The organism is Pseudomonas sp. UBA5666 (assembly GCF_002420785.1).
GTDB lineage: Bacteria > Pseudomonadota > Gammaproteobacteria > Pseudomonadales > Pseudomonadaceae > Aquipseudomonas > Aquipseudomonas fulva.
The window spans coordinates 1-15,312 of record NZ_DIIQ01000029.1 but is presented as its reverse complement, the minus strand read 5'-3'; the positions used below and the strand labels follow the sequence as shown (position 1 = coordinate 15,312).

The 15,312-nt window shown below is 58.0% G+C and carries 12 protein-coding genes and 6 pseudogenes; 7 read left to right on the top strand and 11 right to left on the bottom strand.

Annotation, left to right across the window (positions count from 1 at the left end; genetic code table 11):
- Both B2Y33_RS13970 and B2Y33_RS13965 read right to left on the bottom strand, forming a co-directional pair.
- Positions 1–262, bottom strand: a 262-nt coding sequence (locus tag B2Y33_RS13970; RefSeq protein WP_286903046.1) for a transposase, incomplete at its 3' end; no start/stop codon positions are given.
- A 204-nt stretch (positions 263–466) separates the two neighbouring features.
- Positions 467–805 (bottom strand): annotated as a pseudogene (locus tag B2Y33_RS13965) (IS5/IS1182 family transposase); the annotation flags it as partial.
- 90 nt (positions 806–895) lie between these two features.
- Between B2Y33_RS13965 and B2Y33_RS13960 the strand changes: the two are divergent.
- A pseudogene (locus tag B2Y33_RS13960) lies at positions 896–1,081 on the top strand (hypothetical protein); the annotation flags it as partial.
- A gap of 104 nt (positions 1,082–1,185) precedes the next feature.
- Here B2Y33_RS13960 and B2Y33_RS13955 read toward each other — a convergent pair.
- The 7 genes and pseudogenes from B2Y33_RS13955 to B2Y33_RS13930 all read right to left on the bottom strand — a co-directional run bounded on the left by B2Y33_RS13955 (position 1,186) and on the right by B2Y33_RS13930 (position 7,588).
- Complete coding sequence (locus B2Y33_RS13955; RefSeq protein WP_009681901.1) at positions 1,186–1,428, bottom strand: hypothetical protein; 243 nt, start codon at positions 1,426–1,428, stop codon at positions 1,186–1,188.
- A gap of 23 nt (positions 1,429–1,451) precedes the next feature.
- A pseudogene (locus tag B2Y33_RS23270) lies at positions 1,452–1,640 on the bottom strand (transposase); the annotation flags it as partial.
- Between the two features lie 224 nt (positions 1,641–1,864).
- Positions 1,865–2,797, bottom strand: coding sequence for a hydroxymethylglutaryl-CoA lyase (locus B2Y33_RS13950; RefSeq protein ID WP_009681902.1), 933 nt, complete (start codon positions 2,795–2,797; stop codon positions 1,865–1,867).
- A gap of 77 nt (positions 2,798–2,874) precedes the next feature.
- Positions 2,875–3,519, bottom strand: coding sequence for a 3-isopropylmalate dehydratase small subunit (gene leuD / locus B2Y33_RS13945; protein ID WP_016487072.1), 645 nt, complete (start codon positions 3,517–3,519; stop codon positions 2,875–2,877).
- A gap of 9 nt (positions 3,520–3,528) precedes the next feature.
- Complete coding sequence (leuC, locus tag B2Y33_RS13940) at positions 3,529–4,932, bottom strand: 3-isopropylmalate dehydratase large subunit (RefSeq protein WP_288633036.1); 1,404 nt, start codon at positions 4,930–4,932, stop codon at positions 3,529–3,531.
- A gap of 57 nt (positions 4,933–4,989) precedes the next feature.
- A complete protein-coding gene (locus B2Y33_RS13935; protein WP_009681906.1) occupies positions 4,990–6,267 on the bottom strand; it encodes an SLC13 family permease in 1,278 nt (425 codons plus the stop codon).
- 115 nt (positions 6,268–6,382) lie between these two features.
- A complete protein-coding gene (locus tag B2Y33_RS13930) occupies positions 6,383–7,588 on the bottom strand; it encodes a CaiB/BaiF CoA transferase family protein (protein ID WP_016487073.1) in 1,206 nt (401 codons plus the stop codon).
- 171 nt (positions 7,589–7,759) lie between these two features.
- On the opposite strand from B2Y33_RS13930, the gene B2Y33_RS13925 reads away from it, so the two are divergent.
- Both B2Y33_RS13925 and B2Y33_RS13920 read left to right on the top strand, forming a co-directional pair.
- Positions 7,760–8,680, top strand: coding sequence for a LysR family transcriptional regulator (locus B2Y33_RS13925; protein ID WP_009681908.1), 921 nt, complete (start codon positions 7,760–7,762; stop codon positions 8,678–8,680).
- 818 nt (positions 8,681–9,498) lie between these two features.
- Positions 9,499–10,374 (top strand): annotated as a pseudogene (locus tag B2Y33_RS13920) (reverse transcriptase family protein); the annotation flags it as partial.
- Between the two features lie 593 nt (positions 10,375–10,967).
- On the opposite strand, the pseudogene B2Y33_RS13915 reads toward B2Y33_RS13920, so the two are convergent.
- A pseudogene (locus B2Y33_RS13915) lies at positions 10,968–11,140 on the bottom strand (IS5/IS1182 family transposase); the annotation flags it as partial.
- Between the two features lie 148 nt (positions 11,141–11,288).
- On the opposite strand from B2Y33_RS13915, the gene B2Y33_RS13910 reads away from it, so the two are divergent.
- Genes B2Y33_RS13910 through B2Y33_RS13900 form a run of 3 tightly spaced genes read left to right on the top strand, consistent with a single transcriptional unit; the run spans position 11,289 to position 14,409 of the window.
- Complete coding sequence (locus tag B2Y33_RS13910) at positions 11,289–12,686, top strand: MFS transporter (RefSeq protein ID WP_236183101.1); 1,398 nt, start codon at positions 11,289–11,291, stop codon at positions 12,684–12,686.
- A gap of 25 nt (positions 12,687–12,711) precedes the next feature.
- Positions 12,712–13,464, top strand: a complete 753-nt coding sequence (locus B2Y33_RS13905; RefSeq protein WP_009681912.1) for a maleate cis-trans isomerase family protein — start codon at positions 12,712–12,714, stop codon at positions 13,462–13,464.
- Positions 13,465–13,518: 54 nt separating this feature from the next.
- Positions 13,519–14,409 carry a LysR family transcriptional regulator gene (locus B2Y33_RS13900; protein ID WP_033690139.1) on the top strand — a complete coding sequence of 297 codons (891 nt, stop codon included), beginning with the start codon at positions 13,519–13,521 and terminating at the stop codon, positions 14,407–14,409.
- 172 nt (positions 14,410–14,581) lie between these two features.
- On the opposite strand, the gene B2Y33_RS13895 is transcribed toward B2Y33_RS13900, so the two are convergent.
- Positions 14,582–15,091, bottom strand: coding sequence for an acyloxyacyl hydrolase (locus B2Y33_RS13895; RefSeq protein ID WP_009681914.1), 510 nt, complete (start codon positions 15,089–15,091; stop codon positions 14,582–14,584).
- 104 nt (positions 15,092–15,195) lie between these two features.
- Between B2Y33_RS13895 and B2Y33_RS13890 the strand changes: the two are divergent.
- A pseudogene (locus B2Y33_RS13890) lies at positions 15,196–15,312 on the top strand (IS5/IS1182 family transposase); the annotation flags it as partial.

The following is a 15,312-nucleotide window of genomic DNA, read 5'->3' as shown; positions in this document are numbered from 1 at the left end:
GGCGCAAGATTGTGGTCTCGTGCAGCGCCTCCTCCATCGCCGGATCGCTGTAGCCGAACCAGTTCTGCATCAAATGTACGCGCAGCATCGCCCTCAGCTGATACGCCGGACGACCACCTTCACCCTTGGGGTAGTGCGGCTCGATCAGGGCAATCAAACCCTTCCACGGCACCACCTGATCCATCTCGATCATGAACAACTCTTTGCGGGTCTGCTTGCGCTTGCCGGCGTACTCGGCGTCGGCGAAAGTCATTTGCTTCATCGGGAAACTCGGGCAACGGGATCGGCGTATTTCACCAGATTCGGGAAGTCTTTTTCAGACCATCCCTAACTCCCCGAGAAAGAACCGGCTGAAGGTGGCGTTCGAAAAATTCAAAACGTATCCCCCTTCCATTTCGAAGAGGAGATCTAGAAGCTTCATGTCAAATGGTTTTATGTTCGGCATGCCCCGCGTCCTTGATCAAGCGTGTTTTTCCAGCAGACGACGGAAGTTGAGGATGGTGGTTTCGTCCGGGATTCGCTCCAGGCTCAGACCGGAAAACTGGCGCAAGATCGTCGTCTCGTACAGCGCCTCTTCCATCGCCGGATCGCTGTAACCGAACCAGTTCTGCATTAGATGAACCCGCAGCATCGCCATCAACGGATAGGCCGGACGACCACCTTCGCCCTTCGGGTAATGAGGTTCGATCAGGGCAATCAAACCCTTCCAGGGTACGACCCGATCCATCTCGATCAGGAACAGTTCCTTCCGGGTTTGCTTGCGCTTACCGGCGTACTCGGCATCGGCGAAGGTCATTTGCTTCATCATCGAAAAGCTCGGCGATTGGTGTCCTGGGATTTTGCCAAATCAGGAAGTCTTTTTCAGAATTTCCTTTGATCAACTGTGTCGTGTGCCAACGTGCGCCTGGCCCAAGTAAAAGGCCTGCTGAATTTGCACGGCTGGGTGTACGACATTGAAACCGGTTCCATCGATGCGCTGGATGCCGATAACAGGCACTTCAAGTCGTTGGCGCACCATCCAGCAACGTGTGCCGTACCTGCCCGTCCTGCCAATAGGTCATCGCTTGACATGCCGATTTGAGGAATTCTCATTTAGTCTGAAGTCCGTCCAGCCGGCGCAAAAAGCCCCCACACCCGGGCAAGGTGTGGGGCTAATTAACATAGCCCGCGTTATTCGCAGTGCGCTCAGCCATACCCAGCGCGCACCTCAATGATGTATTGCAGCGCGTCGGCCTTGCGCTCAGCCGAGCAGCCGGTGTGCTTCACCAGCGTCTCACAGTCGCCATAGTCAGCGTTGACCAGGGCGCGCAGCAGGCTTGAGCACAAGAGAACTGCATCGTCGTAATTGTCTTGCAGCTGCTGATACTGCGCTTTCAACTCGGCAATGCGCGCTTGAAGTTGCTCAAGGTGTTTCTCGGTCTGGGTCATGTCATGGGTCCTTTCAGTTACCGATAAACCTCACGGCGGTTGCCCATGCCTTCGTCACGGATTTTTCAGCCGTAGTGCACCAAAGGGAATCACCATGATACATGGGCTCCAGCGGCCGTCGCTTGCCAGGCACCGACTTCTTCCATCACAGCATCGATGACTGAGCTGATGAAATTGCGGGACACCTCAGTGCCGTACTGTTCGCGCGGAAATAGCACGCCGTTGCCGGAACGAGCGGCTAACCGCGCCCAAGACCGCTGTTGCAGCCCGCATCGATGAATCCCTTCGGAGGAACGTGATCGGGCGCGCGAAGGGCGCAACGCTGCTCTGAGGCTCAGGGCCAAGCGTGACTTCATTCCGATGTCGATACCCTCTCTGCGTTAATCGACTACACGCCAGCTGATACATCCTCTTCGAAGGGGGAGAGAGCAGACGCTCAGGCCTGGGGCTCCAACCACTTCGGCTTCGGATAGCGGCGGTCCGCCTTGCCAGCCTTGAGCACTTGGCCGGGCACCTCGTGCTGCACTAGGCCAGGTAGGGTCTGGGCAGCCTGCAGCAGCCGGTCGAGATCAACGCCGGTGTCGAGGCCCATGCGCTGGAACATGTGCACCAGGTCTTCTGTGCAGATATTGCCGCTGGCGCCCGGCGCATAGGGACAGCCGCCCAGGCCTCCGAGCGAGGCGTCGAAGCGATCTATACCGGCGTTCAGCGCCGCCAAGGCGTTGGCCAGGCCCATGCCGCGGGTATTGTGGAAATGCAGGGTGAATAACGCCTCCGGCCAGCGAGCCAGGGCGGTCCGGCAGATGCGTTCGACCTGTGCCGGATCGGCCATGCCGGTGGTGTCGCAGAGGGTCACACCGTGCACGCCGATGTCGAACAGCTTGCCGACCAATTCATGGACATGCGTCTCCGGCACCTTGCCCTCGAAGGGGCAACCGAAGGTGGTGGACAGCGAGGCGTTGACGAACACGCGACTGCCGCGGGTGACCTCGATGATCTCTCTGAACTGCGCCAGCGACTGTTCTGCTGTCATGCGCAGGTTGGCCAGACCATGGGTGTTGCTGGCCGACATCACCAGATTGAGCTCATCCACCTCGCAGGAAAGGGCACGCTCACAACCCTTCACGTTGGGCACCAGCACGGTGTAGTCGACACCCGGCACGCGGCGGATGCCGAGCATTACCTCTTCCGCGTCGCGTAGGTTGGGAATAGCCTTGGGCGAAGTGAAGGAGGTCACTTCGATCTTCGCCAGGCCGGTCTGCGACAGGCGATCAATGAGGGCAATCTTGTCCTCGGTTTGGACGAAGCCGGGTTCGATCTGGAATCCGTCGCGGGTGGCGACTTCTTGGATATACAGGTGTTTGTTCATCTCGTGTCCTATCAGGTTCGCGCGGGCTGCTGCGGCTCGCCCGCGCCGGGAGGAATGATTTTTGCTCGGCGGCCCAATCAGGCGCCTGTGAAGATCCAGGGCTCCTGATGCCGGCGAGCCTGTTCGAAGCGACGGATGTTCTCTCGCTTCAACAGAGTCAGGCCGATCTCGTCCAGGCCCTTGAGCAGGCACTCCTTGTGGAAGCCGTCGATCTCGAAGCGGTTGACATGGCCATTAGGCTCCACCACTTCCTGCTGCTCGAGGTCGATACTCAGGCTGTAGCCGGGGGTGCCGTCCACAGCGCCGAACAGACGGTCGATGGTCGGCTCGTCAAGGACGATGGGCAGCAGGCCGTTCTTGAAGCAGTTGCCGTAGAAGATCTCAGCGAAGCTCGGCGCGATGATCGCGCGGATACCCCAGTCGGCTAGCGCCCAGGGCGCGTGCTCGCGGCTCGAGCCGCAGCCGAAGTTGGCCCGGGTGAGCAGAATGTTGGCCTCGGCGTAGCGCGGCTGGTTGAGTGGAAACTCCAGGTTCAGCGGGCGCTGTGAACAGTCCTTGTAGGGTTCGCCGCGGTCGAGGTAGCGCCACTCGTCGAACAGGTGCGGGCCGAAGCCGGTGCGCTCGATGATCATCAAGAACTGCTTGGGTAGGATCGCGTCGGTGTCGATGTTGGAGCGATCCAGTGGAACCACGGTGCTTTCGAGTTGGGTGAAGGCTTGCATGTTCGTCCCTCAGAGATCGCTGATATCGGTGAAATGGCCGGCGATGGCCGCTGCCGCCGCCATTGCCGGGCTGACCAGATGAGAGCGCCCGCCGGGGCCCTGCCGTCCTTCGAAGTTGCGGTTGGAGGTCGAGGCACAGCGCTCGCCTTTGCCGAGGCGGTCCTCGTTCATGCCCAGGCACATCGAGCATCCCGCGTCGCGCCATTCGAAGCCGGCGTCGGTGAAGATCCGATCCAGACCTTCGGCTTCTGCTTGCCGCTTCACCAGGCCCGAGCCCGGTACGACCAGCGCTTGAACGATGTTGTCAGCGACCCGCCGACCGTTGACCACACCGGCGGCCAGGCGCAGGTCTTCGAGGCGCGAGTTGGTGCAGGACCCAATGAAGATCTTGTCCAGCCTGATTTCACGGATCGGCGTTCCGGCTTGCAGGCCCATGTATTCCAGCGCCTGCTGCATGCCGCGGCGTTTGACCGGATCGGTTTCGGTCTCGGGATTCGGCACCTGGCCGTCGACATCGGTAGCCATCTCCGGCGAGGTTCCCCAGGTGACATGGGGGCGAATGCTGGCCGCATCCAGTTGCAGTTCGCGATCGAAGCGCGCGTCAGGGTCACTGTGCAGCGTTCGCCAGTACGCCTCGGCGGCATTCCACTGCTCGCCAGCGGGAGCCAGCGGGCGACCTTTGAGGTAGCTGGAGGTGGTGTCATCGAAGGCGACCATGGCGCACCGGGCACCCGCTTCGATGGCGAGATTGCAGAGGGTCATGCGCGCTTCCATGCTCATCGCCGAAACCGTTTCACCGGTGAACTCGATGGCGTAGCCGGTCGCGCCGGCGGTGCCGATCATGCCAATGAGTGCCAGCGCCAAGTCTTTGGATGATACGTGGGGTGCAAGCACACCGTCGATGGTGATACGCAGTGTCTTGAGCTTTTTCAGCAGCAGGCACTGCGTGGCCAGGATGTGTTCGATCTCCGACGTGCCGATGCCGAATGCCAAGGCCGCGAAGGCGCCGTGGGTGGTGGTGTGCGAATCGCCACAAGCGATGGTCATGCCCGGCAGGGTGATGCCCTGCTCCGGGCCGATCACGTGCAGAATGCCCTGGCGCTCATCCTTCATGTCGAAGAATTGCAGGGCGAACTCGGCGCAGTTGCGTTCCAGCGCCTCGACCTGCCGGCGCGCCACCGCATCTGTGATGCCTGCTTCACGCGCCTTGGTCGGCACGTTGTGGTCGGAGGTGGCGAGCACCGAGCCGGGGCGCCAGGGCTGCAACTCATTCAGGCGCAGGCCGTCGAAAGCTTGAGGGCTGGTCACCTCGTTGATGAGGTGAAGGTCGACGTACAGCAGCGTCTGGCCGTCGTCGGTATCGAGCACGGCATGGCGTGCCCAGAGTTTTTCGAAAAGCGTTTGTGCAGTCATCTTCTATCCCTTCCGTTTGGGACGGCGCCGTCTCGAGTCCGGTCTGCCGGCCAGGTGTCAGCCAAGCAGGCCAAAGAAAACGAGAACCAGAACCCCAGCAACGCCGAACAGCGGTACCAGCAATAAGCGGTAGAACAGCTTGCCGCGCTCGGCTTCCTCCTGAACGCCGGCCAGCGCCAGCGCACCGCCCGAGGAGAAGGGCGAAAAGCCGGTCAGCGACGAGCACAGCACGATGGCCGACAGCAGCACGGTGTGACTAAGGCCTGCATTGGTGGCGAGGTTCGGAACGATGGGGAACAGCGTCGGCATCACCACGCCCAGTGTGCTGGAGAAGAAGCTCATCACGCTCGCGGATACGCCGGTAGCATAGGGCACCATCGCCACGCTGACGTTTGCCGCCAGCCACTGCGACAGGGCCGCGATGGTGCCGGCCTTGACAGCCACGCTGATGAGCATGCCCATGCCGCACAGCAGGATGATGATTGCCATTGGGACCTTGGCCAATGCGGCCTTCTCGTCACCCACTCGCAGAATCAGCGCCAGCACTACGCCGATGATCGAGATGAATGTCGGATCGATGTGCGAGGCGATGGTGGCGAATACCGAGCCAGTCGGCAGGAACGCGGCGATGGTCGAGGGCACGATGATCAGCGCGATGATGAAGGCCACCAGCCAGAGGGTGCGCCGCTGCTGGGCATCGAAAGGAGCCGGGCGCTCGGTATCCAGGCTCTCGGTCTGATAACCCTTGAGCACGACGTACGCTACGAGGAACACCAGCGTCTGGAAGATGAAGGAGTCCACCAGCAGCGTGTGGGTGTAGTCCGCGGCGGTCACTGCGTCATAACCGGCGTTTTCGAGGATGCCCTGGGTAACGCGCCCGCCCAGGCTGATGCTGGTGAAGGTGGTTGCCATGCCGCCTGAGACGACGATGATCGCACCTAGCAGCCGGCTCATGCCGGTACGACTGGCGACCGACATCACCAAGGGGGAGAGGAACACGAACACCGCATAATGCCCAGGACCGATTCCCGCGACCAACAGGACCAGCCCGTACAGCGCAAAGGGAATCATGCTGGGCATGCCGCGAGCCATGAACACGGCATTTCTGGCGATCTTCTCCATGGTTCCGTTGGCGATGACGAAGCCGAAGAAGAAGGTCACTGCGAAGATGATGAAAAATAGGTTCAGCGGCCAGTAGGTCACTAGCTCTTTGACGCTGATTCCCATCATGGTGGTGGCGATAAGATAGGCGGCACTAATGGCCAACAGGCCGATGTTGATGTTCAGCCAATAGCCGACACCAATACAGAGCAGTATTGCCAGAATGATGGTCATGGTTAACACGGTATTCCTTGTAATTATTTTTGGCGGGTGTCGAGCCCAGCCGGCATGGCTGGGCCTCTTTGATTGATGCTGTTGCTGATGGTGATGGGGCGCTGCGGCCTGTCGATTAGATGACGCCGCGTTCGCGCAGCGCCTGGCGTTGCGACTGGCTCAGGCCGAGTCCGGCCAGCACGTCGTCGGTGTGCTCGCCCAGCTCCGGGCCGCCACTGCCGAGCCGGCCAGGCGTCCGGCTGAGCTTGGGCAGTACCCCAGGCACCTTGAGAGGGCCGGCAGTCGTCTGCACGGTCTTGATCATCTGGCGTGCCAGGTAATGAGGATCCGTTGCGATGTCGGCGGCGGTGTAGGGGTAGCCAACCGGCACTCGCGCCGCGTTCAGCGCATGCAGCACTTCATCGCGTGAGCGCCGCCGAGTCCACTCAGCAATCGCCGCGTCGATTACGTCGGCCTTCTTGCTGCGGCCATCGTTGTGCGCCAGACTGGGGTCGTCGGCCAGGTCCTGACGGTGGATCAGGCCCATCAGGCGCTTGTAGATGCTGTCGCCGTTACCGGCGATCAGCACATAGGTACCGTCATTGCAGGGATAGGAGTTGGATGGGGTGATGCCGGGCAGAGCACTACCGGCCGGCTCGCGTACATAGCCGAAGGCATCGTACTCGGGCACTAGGCTTTCCATCATGGCGAATACTGACTCGTAGAGCGCGACGTCGATGCACTGCCCCAGACCGCTGCGCTGGCGCTCCTGCAGAGCGAGCAATACGCCGATCACGCCATAGAGTGAGGACAGCGAGTCGCCGATGCTGACCCCGACGCGCACCGGCGCCTGGCCGGGATAGCCGGACAGGTGCCGCAGGCCGCCCATGGCCTCGCCAATCACGCCGAATCCCGGGCGATCCCGGTAGGGACCGGTCTGGCCATAACCGGAAATGCGCAGCATGATTAGCCGCGGGTTAAGCTCGGACAGCGTCTCCCAGCTCATGCCCCAGGCTTCGAGTGTGCCGGGGCGGAAGTTCTCCACCAGCACGTCGGCCTCGGTGATCAGCCGGCGGGCGAGGTCCTGCCCTTCGGCTTCCCGGAGGTCGAGGGTGATCGATTGCTTGTTGCGCGATTGGACATGCCACCAGAGCGAGGTGCCGTCCTTGATCTTGCGCCACTTGCGCAGCGGGTCGCCCACCTTGGGCGGTTCGATCTTGATCACCTCGGCGCCGAATTCGCCGAGCATCTTACTGGCGAAGGGGCCAGCGATCAGCTGCCCCATCTCCACCACCTTGAGGTCTTGCAGCGCCATGCTGCTGCCCTGGATTTGTTCTGCCATGTTTGTACCATCGTGTTTGTTATTTAAGTCGAAGGATGGTTCAGGCTAATGGCAGTGGACAATTGATCAATTACTAAGCCAGTCTTCGTGTTTTGCGAAGGGAGAACGATACCAAGCTCTGGAACTGGGGCAAGGAACTGTCCTGCTTCGCCGAACAGAGAGGCCCCTTATATGCGCCGTATTGATTTCGTCACGCTCAAGCTGTTCGTCTCCATCGCCGCCGAGCGCAGCCTGACCCGGGCTGCTGAGCGCGAGCACCTGGCCTTGGCGGCGGTGAGCAAGCGCATCAGTGACTTGGAAAGCCAGCTCGGTATCACCTTGCTCTATCGTCAGCACAAGGGCGTCGCGCTGACGCCAGCCGGGCATGCTTTACTGCACCATGCGCGCAACATGCTGGACAACCTTCGCCAGTTGAGTGCCGATATGAGCGAGTTCAGCGAAGGGGTCAAGGGGCATGTGCGCATCTATGCGAACACCTCGGCGGTGATTGAATTCCTGCCGGGGGATTTGAGTGTTTTCTGCCGGGCCCATCCGGACGTCAAGATCGACCTCGAGGAGCGCATCAGCAGCGAGACGGTGCGCGCCGTCAGCGAGGGGCTGACCGATATCGGCATTTTCGCCGGGCACGTGCCCGCCGGCGATCTTCATGTCTACAGCTACCGGCATGACCAACTGGTGCTGGTCACTCCCAGCGAGCATCCGCTGGCCGGGTGTGAACGCCTTGCCTTAAGGGATGCCGTTGCCTATGACTTCATCGGCCTACAGCAGGACGCTTCCCTGCATACCCTGTTGCAACAGGCGGCATTGCAGCAGGGCCTGTCCCTGCGCATGCGCATCCAGGTACGCAGCTTCGAAGGGATCTGCCGGATGATCCACACCGGAATGGGCGTCGGCATGCTGCCGGAGAAGGTCGCGCGTACCTACCTGTCGGCACTCGATATCGCGGTGATCCCGCTGACCGATGTCTGGGCGCGGCGGGAGCTGAAAATCGGTGTGCGCGATGTCGAAGGTCTGTCGGTTATCGCCCGGCAATTGCTGGAATACCTTGTCCGCCGTGAGGAGGTCTCAGAGCCGGGGTCACCGGTCTCCTGAGCCTGAGGCACGGGCGCTGCATTGCCGGTGTTCCTAGTGGTCAGTCGAAATGCCTGCCCCGGGCATACCCATCGCTCCGATGCATGGGGTGCCCGATCAGGCTGCCTTCATCAATGGTGAAGTGACCGTTGATGAATAAGCACCCGACAAAAAGTCAGTTCCCAATCCTTGTCTAGCCGGTCGCGGCAAATCTCAAAGGCTTGATGGGTACGCGTAAGTGACATATCTCCGTGACCGGGGACTTCGACTGGATTACATCAAAAAATCGCATGACGGATAGTGGGCGCAAGCTGGTTTCAAGCCTCTGCGCAGCGCCAGCTTCAAAGGTGGTGACAGCAGCTCCGCTGGTCGAGTACTATCCGTCCCAGCTGAGGGCTCCAACTTAGCGAAATCTAGAATCCTCTAGACTCTAGAGGCTGTAGGAAGCAGGTTATGCTATCCACAGGAAGAACCCCCGCTGAACAGGAGGTTGAGCGCCTCGCTCTTACGCTGGTGTATGTCTTGCGGTCTCGAGGCGCTCATCCGCCTGGGCGGAATCTAAGGTAGATGAATCGCTGGAGCCCTCAGCGCTATAAAAGCGCCGGATTAAACCAAAACGTCGATAAGGGCGTTTTGAACAATGCGCTGCGTACTGCGCAACTGCTACATGCAAACTTTCCATTACTGTCTCCTATCTTGACATTGAGGCACTTGGCCCATGAAGCAGGCGTGTCCTACGGATTTCTGAGAGGCGTGGCCGCCAGGAGCGAGCGAGTTGAGAGTTACAAGGTTTTCAAACTGAAAAAAATGTTGTTAGCTTCGGCGCAAACCGATTCAGGTATATTTGTGCTCCTCATCCTTCGTTGCTGAAAATGCAGCGGTGGATTCATAAAAATATTCTGATGCACGTTCACTCGCATCCGGCCAGTTACGCCTACAAGGAAAAAACATCCCCGCGCGATGCTGCAGCCATGCACGCTGGATGCAAGTGGATGATCAAGCTGGGTGCTACGAATTTCTTTGAGTCGATCTTGGAGCCTGACGTTTATCGCGTATTCCGAGAAATGGGCTATCAAGCGCTTGTAGCCTTTGAACTGGCTCGCATTTGTACACGAGTGCGTCCTTCGGGCAATCCGGTTAAAACTGATCGTTTCAAGGACGGGATGGGCAACTTACCGTGCAAGAATGTTGCGATTGGTCACCTTCCGCAAGGAGCAGCAACCAGTCCCTTGCTGTCAAATCTTGTAGCCCGCACGCTTGATCATTCGCTTGCTGAGTTTGCAAATAGCAAAGATCTCGCCTATACGCGATATGCGGATGATCTTACGTTTTCCTCCTTCGGTACGTTTAACCGAGATGGGGCTGAAAATATTGTTCGCGAAATTTATGAAATCATGCGAGCACATGGGCTGTGGCCAAATAAGAGTAAAACTAAAATTATCCCGCCTGGCGCGAGAAAGGTTGTCTTAGGCCTATTGGTGGATGGGCATGTGCCTAAGCTTTCAAAAGAGTTCAAGGCTGAGGTACGCACTCATATCCATTTTATGCTAAGGCCGGATGTTGGCGTGTCTAACCATCGAAAGGCTCGTAAGTTCGATAACTCGTGGGGTCTGAAAAACTTTATTTTTGGCAAGCTTGCCTATGCTCAAGCAATCGAGCCTATTTGGACGTCACGTATGCGAGACCTCTTTATGAAAATCGATTGGGATAGTTAGAACGGGTGCATCTCTCACCTGGGTAACCTGCGGTGTATCGAGCAATCGATTGCCCCGCCGCGATTAGCTTCCGAAAAGGGTCAGAGAATTCTTGTCCAGGCGTCTAGTGATTACCGCTTTGGGTAATCAGAAGCCCATGGTTTGACTGACTCCTCAGAACCAGGCTTTCGGTGAGCGAAACCGCCAGCATCAGTGCGACGCCAAACAAGACGATGCGCTGTTATATCAAAGTGAATTCATGAGGGATCCCCCTCAAACCTGACATGGCACACGCGGTCAGGAGCGTCAGATCGTAGATGATTTTTAGCACGCCGCAGGCGAGTAGCGGTGCGGCGAGCCAACCCAAGCCGATCAATCTGCTAGCAATGGTGGGGGCAATGGCTGCGGCGAGACTACGCGGCACCCGAGGGAGCGGCCATGGCCTTGCCCCCGAATATCACTATCAGACCTCTTGCTCTGGGCGAGCATCAGACAGCGCTGGGCCTCGCATGGACGGAGCTCGATACACCGATAAAGCAGACGCTGTACATACTGATGCAGGAGCTACTGCCGTAAAACTTGAGGCCGCATTCCTATAGGCGAAGAGGGCTGATCGCCGCGTTGGCTGCCGTCCCCAGGACACTGTGCACAGGCCAGATTCGACACCGGCACTGATATATGCCTTCATGCCGAAGTAGTACTGGTTGCCCATCTTGGGTTGGTGCATCTGCGGATCACGCTTGCCTTTCTGGATCTTGGTCGAGCTAGGTGCATGGACGATGGCGCTAGCTGAGGCGGGGTATATACACCAGAAGCCTCTAATCCCTTTTTTTGCTTCTATTTCAAGGATCTACATTTGCCATCGCCGTCCGCGATGGCAAGATCGTGAATGCCTGATATACGACGCTTTCTTCCCCTCCTAACATCGACCACACATGAGCTTCGTTTGCCGGTCGACTTCGTCGGTGTGCGAGTTTCAAAAAATAACAACGAGAGTCCCGCGAGGTTTAACCATGAAAACCCTAACCGCCGGTTCTGCGATCGGTACCTCCGAAGTGGATGGCGCCAGCCAGCTGACTGCCAGTCAACGATACACCACCTTGGGTGGTTCCTGGGCTGCTTGGTTATTTGATGCCCTGGACGCAACAGTCTTCGGTTTTGTTCTGCTGTCGGTCGCGAAGACTTTCTCCATTGGTATGAGCGATGTCGTTTCTACCGTTGCCTGGTTTCTGCTGGCAACCGGTATCGGCGGTTTCTTCCTTGGCAATATTTCTGACAAGATCGGCCGCAAGAAAACCATGATGCTCTCGGTGTTTGTCTACGGCACCGGCACCTTACTTTGTGGCTTTGCCGATAGCCTTTGGCAGCTCAACGTATTCCGCTTCTGCGTTGGCATCGCCGTCGGTGGATTGTGGTCTGCTGCTGCCGCGCTGGTATCGGAGATCTGGCCGTCCGCTGGGCGTGCCAAAGCCTTTGCCGTGATGCAGACAGGTTGGTCGGGCGGCGGCCTTCTGGCAGCGATTTTTGCCTGGAGCTTCCTGGACGACGCCAACCCCGAGTCCTGGCGCAATCTGTTCATCTACGCCTCTATTCCGTCCTTTTTTACCCTGTTGTTCATTGGGTTATTCGTCAAGGAGTCACCGGTCTGGCTGGCCAACCGCGAGTTCATGCGTCGTAACAGCAACAAGGGCCGGCTGATGGAGATCTTTCATCCGCAGTACCTGAAAATGACGCTGCTGGGCCTGAGCATTTCAATCCTGGGCATGTATGGCTATTGGATCATTACCACCTTCATGCCGGCTTACCTGCAGAACATTCTCAACGTGCGCATCGATCAAGCCCCGGTGTTCGTCATCTGGATCGGTATTGGTGCCACGCTCGGTTACCTGGCTTACGGCTACCTCGCCGAAAGCATCGGTCGTCGACTGTCGTTCGCAGTGTTTTTCGGTGGCATGGCGATCATGGTGCCGGTGTTCGCCTATTCGGCGACCCTGATGCCGTTGACCGAAGGCAAGTTACTGTTCACCACCCAGAACATCATCACCCTCGGTTCATTGGCCGCCCTGCTCGGTTTCTTCACGGGCTACTTCAGCGGCTTCGGTGCTTGGTACTCGGAATTGTTCCCTACCAGCATCCGATCAACCGCGTCAGGTTTCTGCTTCAACTTCGGGCGGGTCGGCGCCATCGCCGGCATCAAGCTGGTACCGGTACTGATCCCCCTTATCGGCTTCACCGCCACCATTTCCCTTGCTTCAGTTTCCTATCTCATCGCAGCCGTCATGGTGTTCACGTTGCAGGAAACCAAAGGCGTTCAACTCACCAGCGGCAACTGATCCGTACCTTTCAAAGGACAAGACCATGAAGAACTTCCGCATCGGGCAAATCGTCCCAAGCTCCAACACCACGATGGAAACCGAAATCCCGGCCATGCTGACCTCGCGCTACGAGTTGTTTCCAGAAGAGCGCTTTACCTTCCACTCTTCGCGTATGCGCATGATGCACGTCAGCCCGGAAGAGCTGAAGAAGATGGACATCGACAGTGACCGTTGTGCATTGGAACTCAGCGATGCGCGAGTCGATGTCATGGCCTATGCCTGCCTGGTGGCGATCATGTGCCAGGGGGCCAACTATCACAAAGTCTCGCAGGATCGACTGGGTAAAACCGTTGCTTCCAACCAGTCGAACGCCCCAGTCCTGAGTTCGGCCGGTGCACTGATCGATAGCTTGCACATGCTCGACTACAAAAAAATATCGATCATCACGCCGTACATGAAACCACTGACCCAACAAGTCATCGACTATATCGAAGCGGCCGGAATCGAAGTGGTCGACTCCATCAGCCTTGAAGTGTCCGACAACCTCGAAGTCGGTCGTCTGGATCCGATGAATCTGGTAGCGCATGCCGACAAGCTGAACATCGGTCAGGCCGATGGGGTGGTGTTGTCTTGCTGTGTGCAAATGCCGTCGCTGCCAGCGATCCAGAAGGTTCAGGATCGCCTCGACAAACCGGTGTTGTCCGCATCAATCGCCACTGTTTATCAGATGCTGAAAACCCTCGGGCTCAAGGCCCAGGTACCCAACGCCGGCCATCTATTGTCCGGGGCATTCTGAGTCGATGCCTGAGAAGGTACTATGCTGGCCTGTCAGGCCAAACCGGTACCATCCATGAAGCTCGATCCGGTCTCGTTGCGACTCTTCGTCAGCGTCGTTGAAGAAGGCACCATCGCGGCTGCCGCCAAACGCGAACACTTCGCGGCGGCGGCAGTCAGCAAGCGACTCAGCGAACTTGAAGAACTCCTCGACTCGAAATTACTCAACCGCACCAACAAGGGCATTACCCCGACTGACGCCGGCCTATCGCTACTGTTCATGGCCCGCAGTGCACTGAATAACCTCAATGAAATTATCGTGCAGATGCGCGAGTTCTCACATGGCCGCCGTGGCTCGGTGCACGTTCTGGCCAACATTTCCGCCATCACGCAATTCCTGCCTGACCTCATCAAGTCATTCATGGAGCAGTACCCACTGATCAACGTCAGGTTCGAAGAAAAACAAAGCCTGGCTATCACCAAAGCCGTTGCCGAAAACCGCGCCGACATCGGTATCTTCACCCGCCTGCCCCACGGCGCTGACATCGAAGTTTTCCCGTTTCGTAATGATCGCCTGGTGTTACTAATCCCCCTCGGACATCCACTCGCAGCAAGACAATCCGTCAGGTTCAGCGAAACCCTGGATCACGAATACATCGCCTTGCGCAGCGGTACTCATCTTAATTTTCAGTTGATCAAAGCAGCCAATGACCTGGGGCGCTCGCTTAAAATCCGCATGGAGGTGTCCAGCTATGACGCCTTGTGCCTAATGATTCAGGCGGGTCTGGGCATTGGCATCATGCCAGAGGGGAGTGCGGCGATTTACAGGATGGACGGAGCGAAGGTAGTCAACCTAGAGGAAGCGTGGGCTTCTCGCGAACTCAGCGTGTGCGTCAGATCACAATTGGCATTAACGGTTGCAGCGAGGTTATTCTTGGAGCACTTGCGCGAAAGTGAGTCTGCGTAAGCGTTTTTTTGCAAGCTCCTAGCAGAGAAATAGGGGGATTCTGGCGGGGTGGCTAAAACCTTTCGCTTATCGCCATCGCCAGCGTCGATAATTGCGGCTATTCAGGCTTACATATTATTGGCCCTGGCCAGATAGCATTTCCCCTGCGCCAGTGAATGCGTACTGGATGCTTTCAGATTTGCTGACTGTAGAAAAGCGCGAACGATTCGATACCGTCATTGGGTTGTTTGATGCCGGCGTTGGAGTAATGCAGTGCTCGGACGCCGATACGTTGCCCACCGCTGAATTTCAAGCCTGCACCAATTCGATCTTCGAAGTTGAAGGCGGAGCCAAGCTCTCTATCACCTGCGGTGGTGCCGGAGAAAAGCGCGACACCAATGCCGACTTCGATGAAGGGCTTTATGTCGCTCCCGGCGAACTCGTAGATGAACACTGGGGCGAAGGAGAGGGAGTGGGCTCCGCCTGCCTCATCGCCTGCTTCCCAATAGGTGTATCCGGCATCCCAGTAGCCTGTCAGGTGTCCAGTGTCAGACTGGAACCAACTCTTTTCCCATTCGACACCAATGCCGGCACGTGCCGTTAAGCCGCCTTGATTCGTAGCGCCAATCGAGCCGGAGATTTCTGCTGCTGAAGTAGACAGTGCAACGGCTGACAGTACAGCGGCTACGATAGTTTTCGTCATGGCCCAGCATTCCTTTGATGTTGTTTCTAGGTACCCTAGGGATGGTCTGAAAAAGACTTCTCGAATCTGGTGAAATACGCCGATCCCGTTGCCCGAGTTTCCCGATGAAGCAAATGACCTTCGCCGACGTCGAGTACGCCGGTAAGCGCAAGCAAACCCGGAAGGAACTGTTCCTGATCGAGATGGATCGGGTCGTACCCTGGAAGGGTTTGATTGCCCTG

Coding starts and splice junctions, on each gene's coding strand:
- B2Y33_RS13950 (WP_009681902.1), bottom strand. CDS start 2,797: ATGAACAAACACCTGTATATCCAAGAAGTCGCCACCCGCGACGGATTC.
- B2Y33_RS13930 (WP_016487073.1), bottom strand. CDS start 7,588: ATGGCAGAACAAATCCAGGGCAGCAGCATGGCGCTGCAAGACCTCAAG.
- B2Y33_RS13955 (WP_009681901.1), bottom strand. CDS start 1,428: ATGACCCAGACCGAGAAACACCTTGAGCAACTTCAAGCGCGCATTGCC.
- B2Y33_RS13925 (WP_009681908.1), top strand. CDS start 7,760: ATGCGCCGTATTGATTTCGTCACGCTCAAGCTGTTCGTCTCCATCGCC.
- B2Y33_RS13895 (WP_009681914.1), bottom strand. CDS start 15,091: ATGACGAAAACTATCGTAGCCGCTGTACTGTCAGCCGTTGCACTGTCT.
- B2Y33_RS13900 (WP_033690139.1), top strand. CDS start 13,519: ATGAAGCTCGATCCGGTCTCGTTGCGACTCTTCGTCAGCGTCGTTGAA.
- B2Y33_RS13910 (WP_236183101.1), top strand. CDS start 11,289: ATGAGCTTCGTTTGCCGGTCGACTTCGTCGGTGTGCGAGTTTCAAAAA.
- leuD (WP_016487072.1), bottom strand. CDS start 3,519: ATGCAAGCCTTCACCCAACTCGAAAGCACCGTGGTTCCACTGGATCGC.
- B2Y33_RS13905 (WP_009681912.1), top strand. CDS start 12,712: ATGAAGAACTTCCGCATCGGGCAAATCGTCCCAAGCTCCAACACCACG.
- leuC (WP_288633036.1), bottom strand. CDS start 4,932: ATGACTGCACAAACGCTTTTCGAAAAACTCTGGGCACGCCATGCCGTG.
- B2Y33_RS13935 (WP_009681906.1), bottom strand. CDS start 6,267: ATGACCATCATTCTGGCAATACTGCTCTGTATTGGTGTCGGCTATTGG.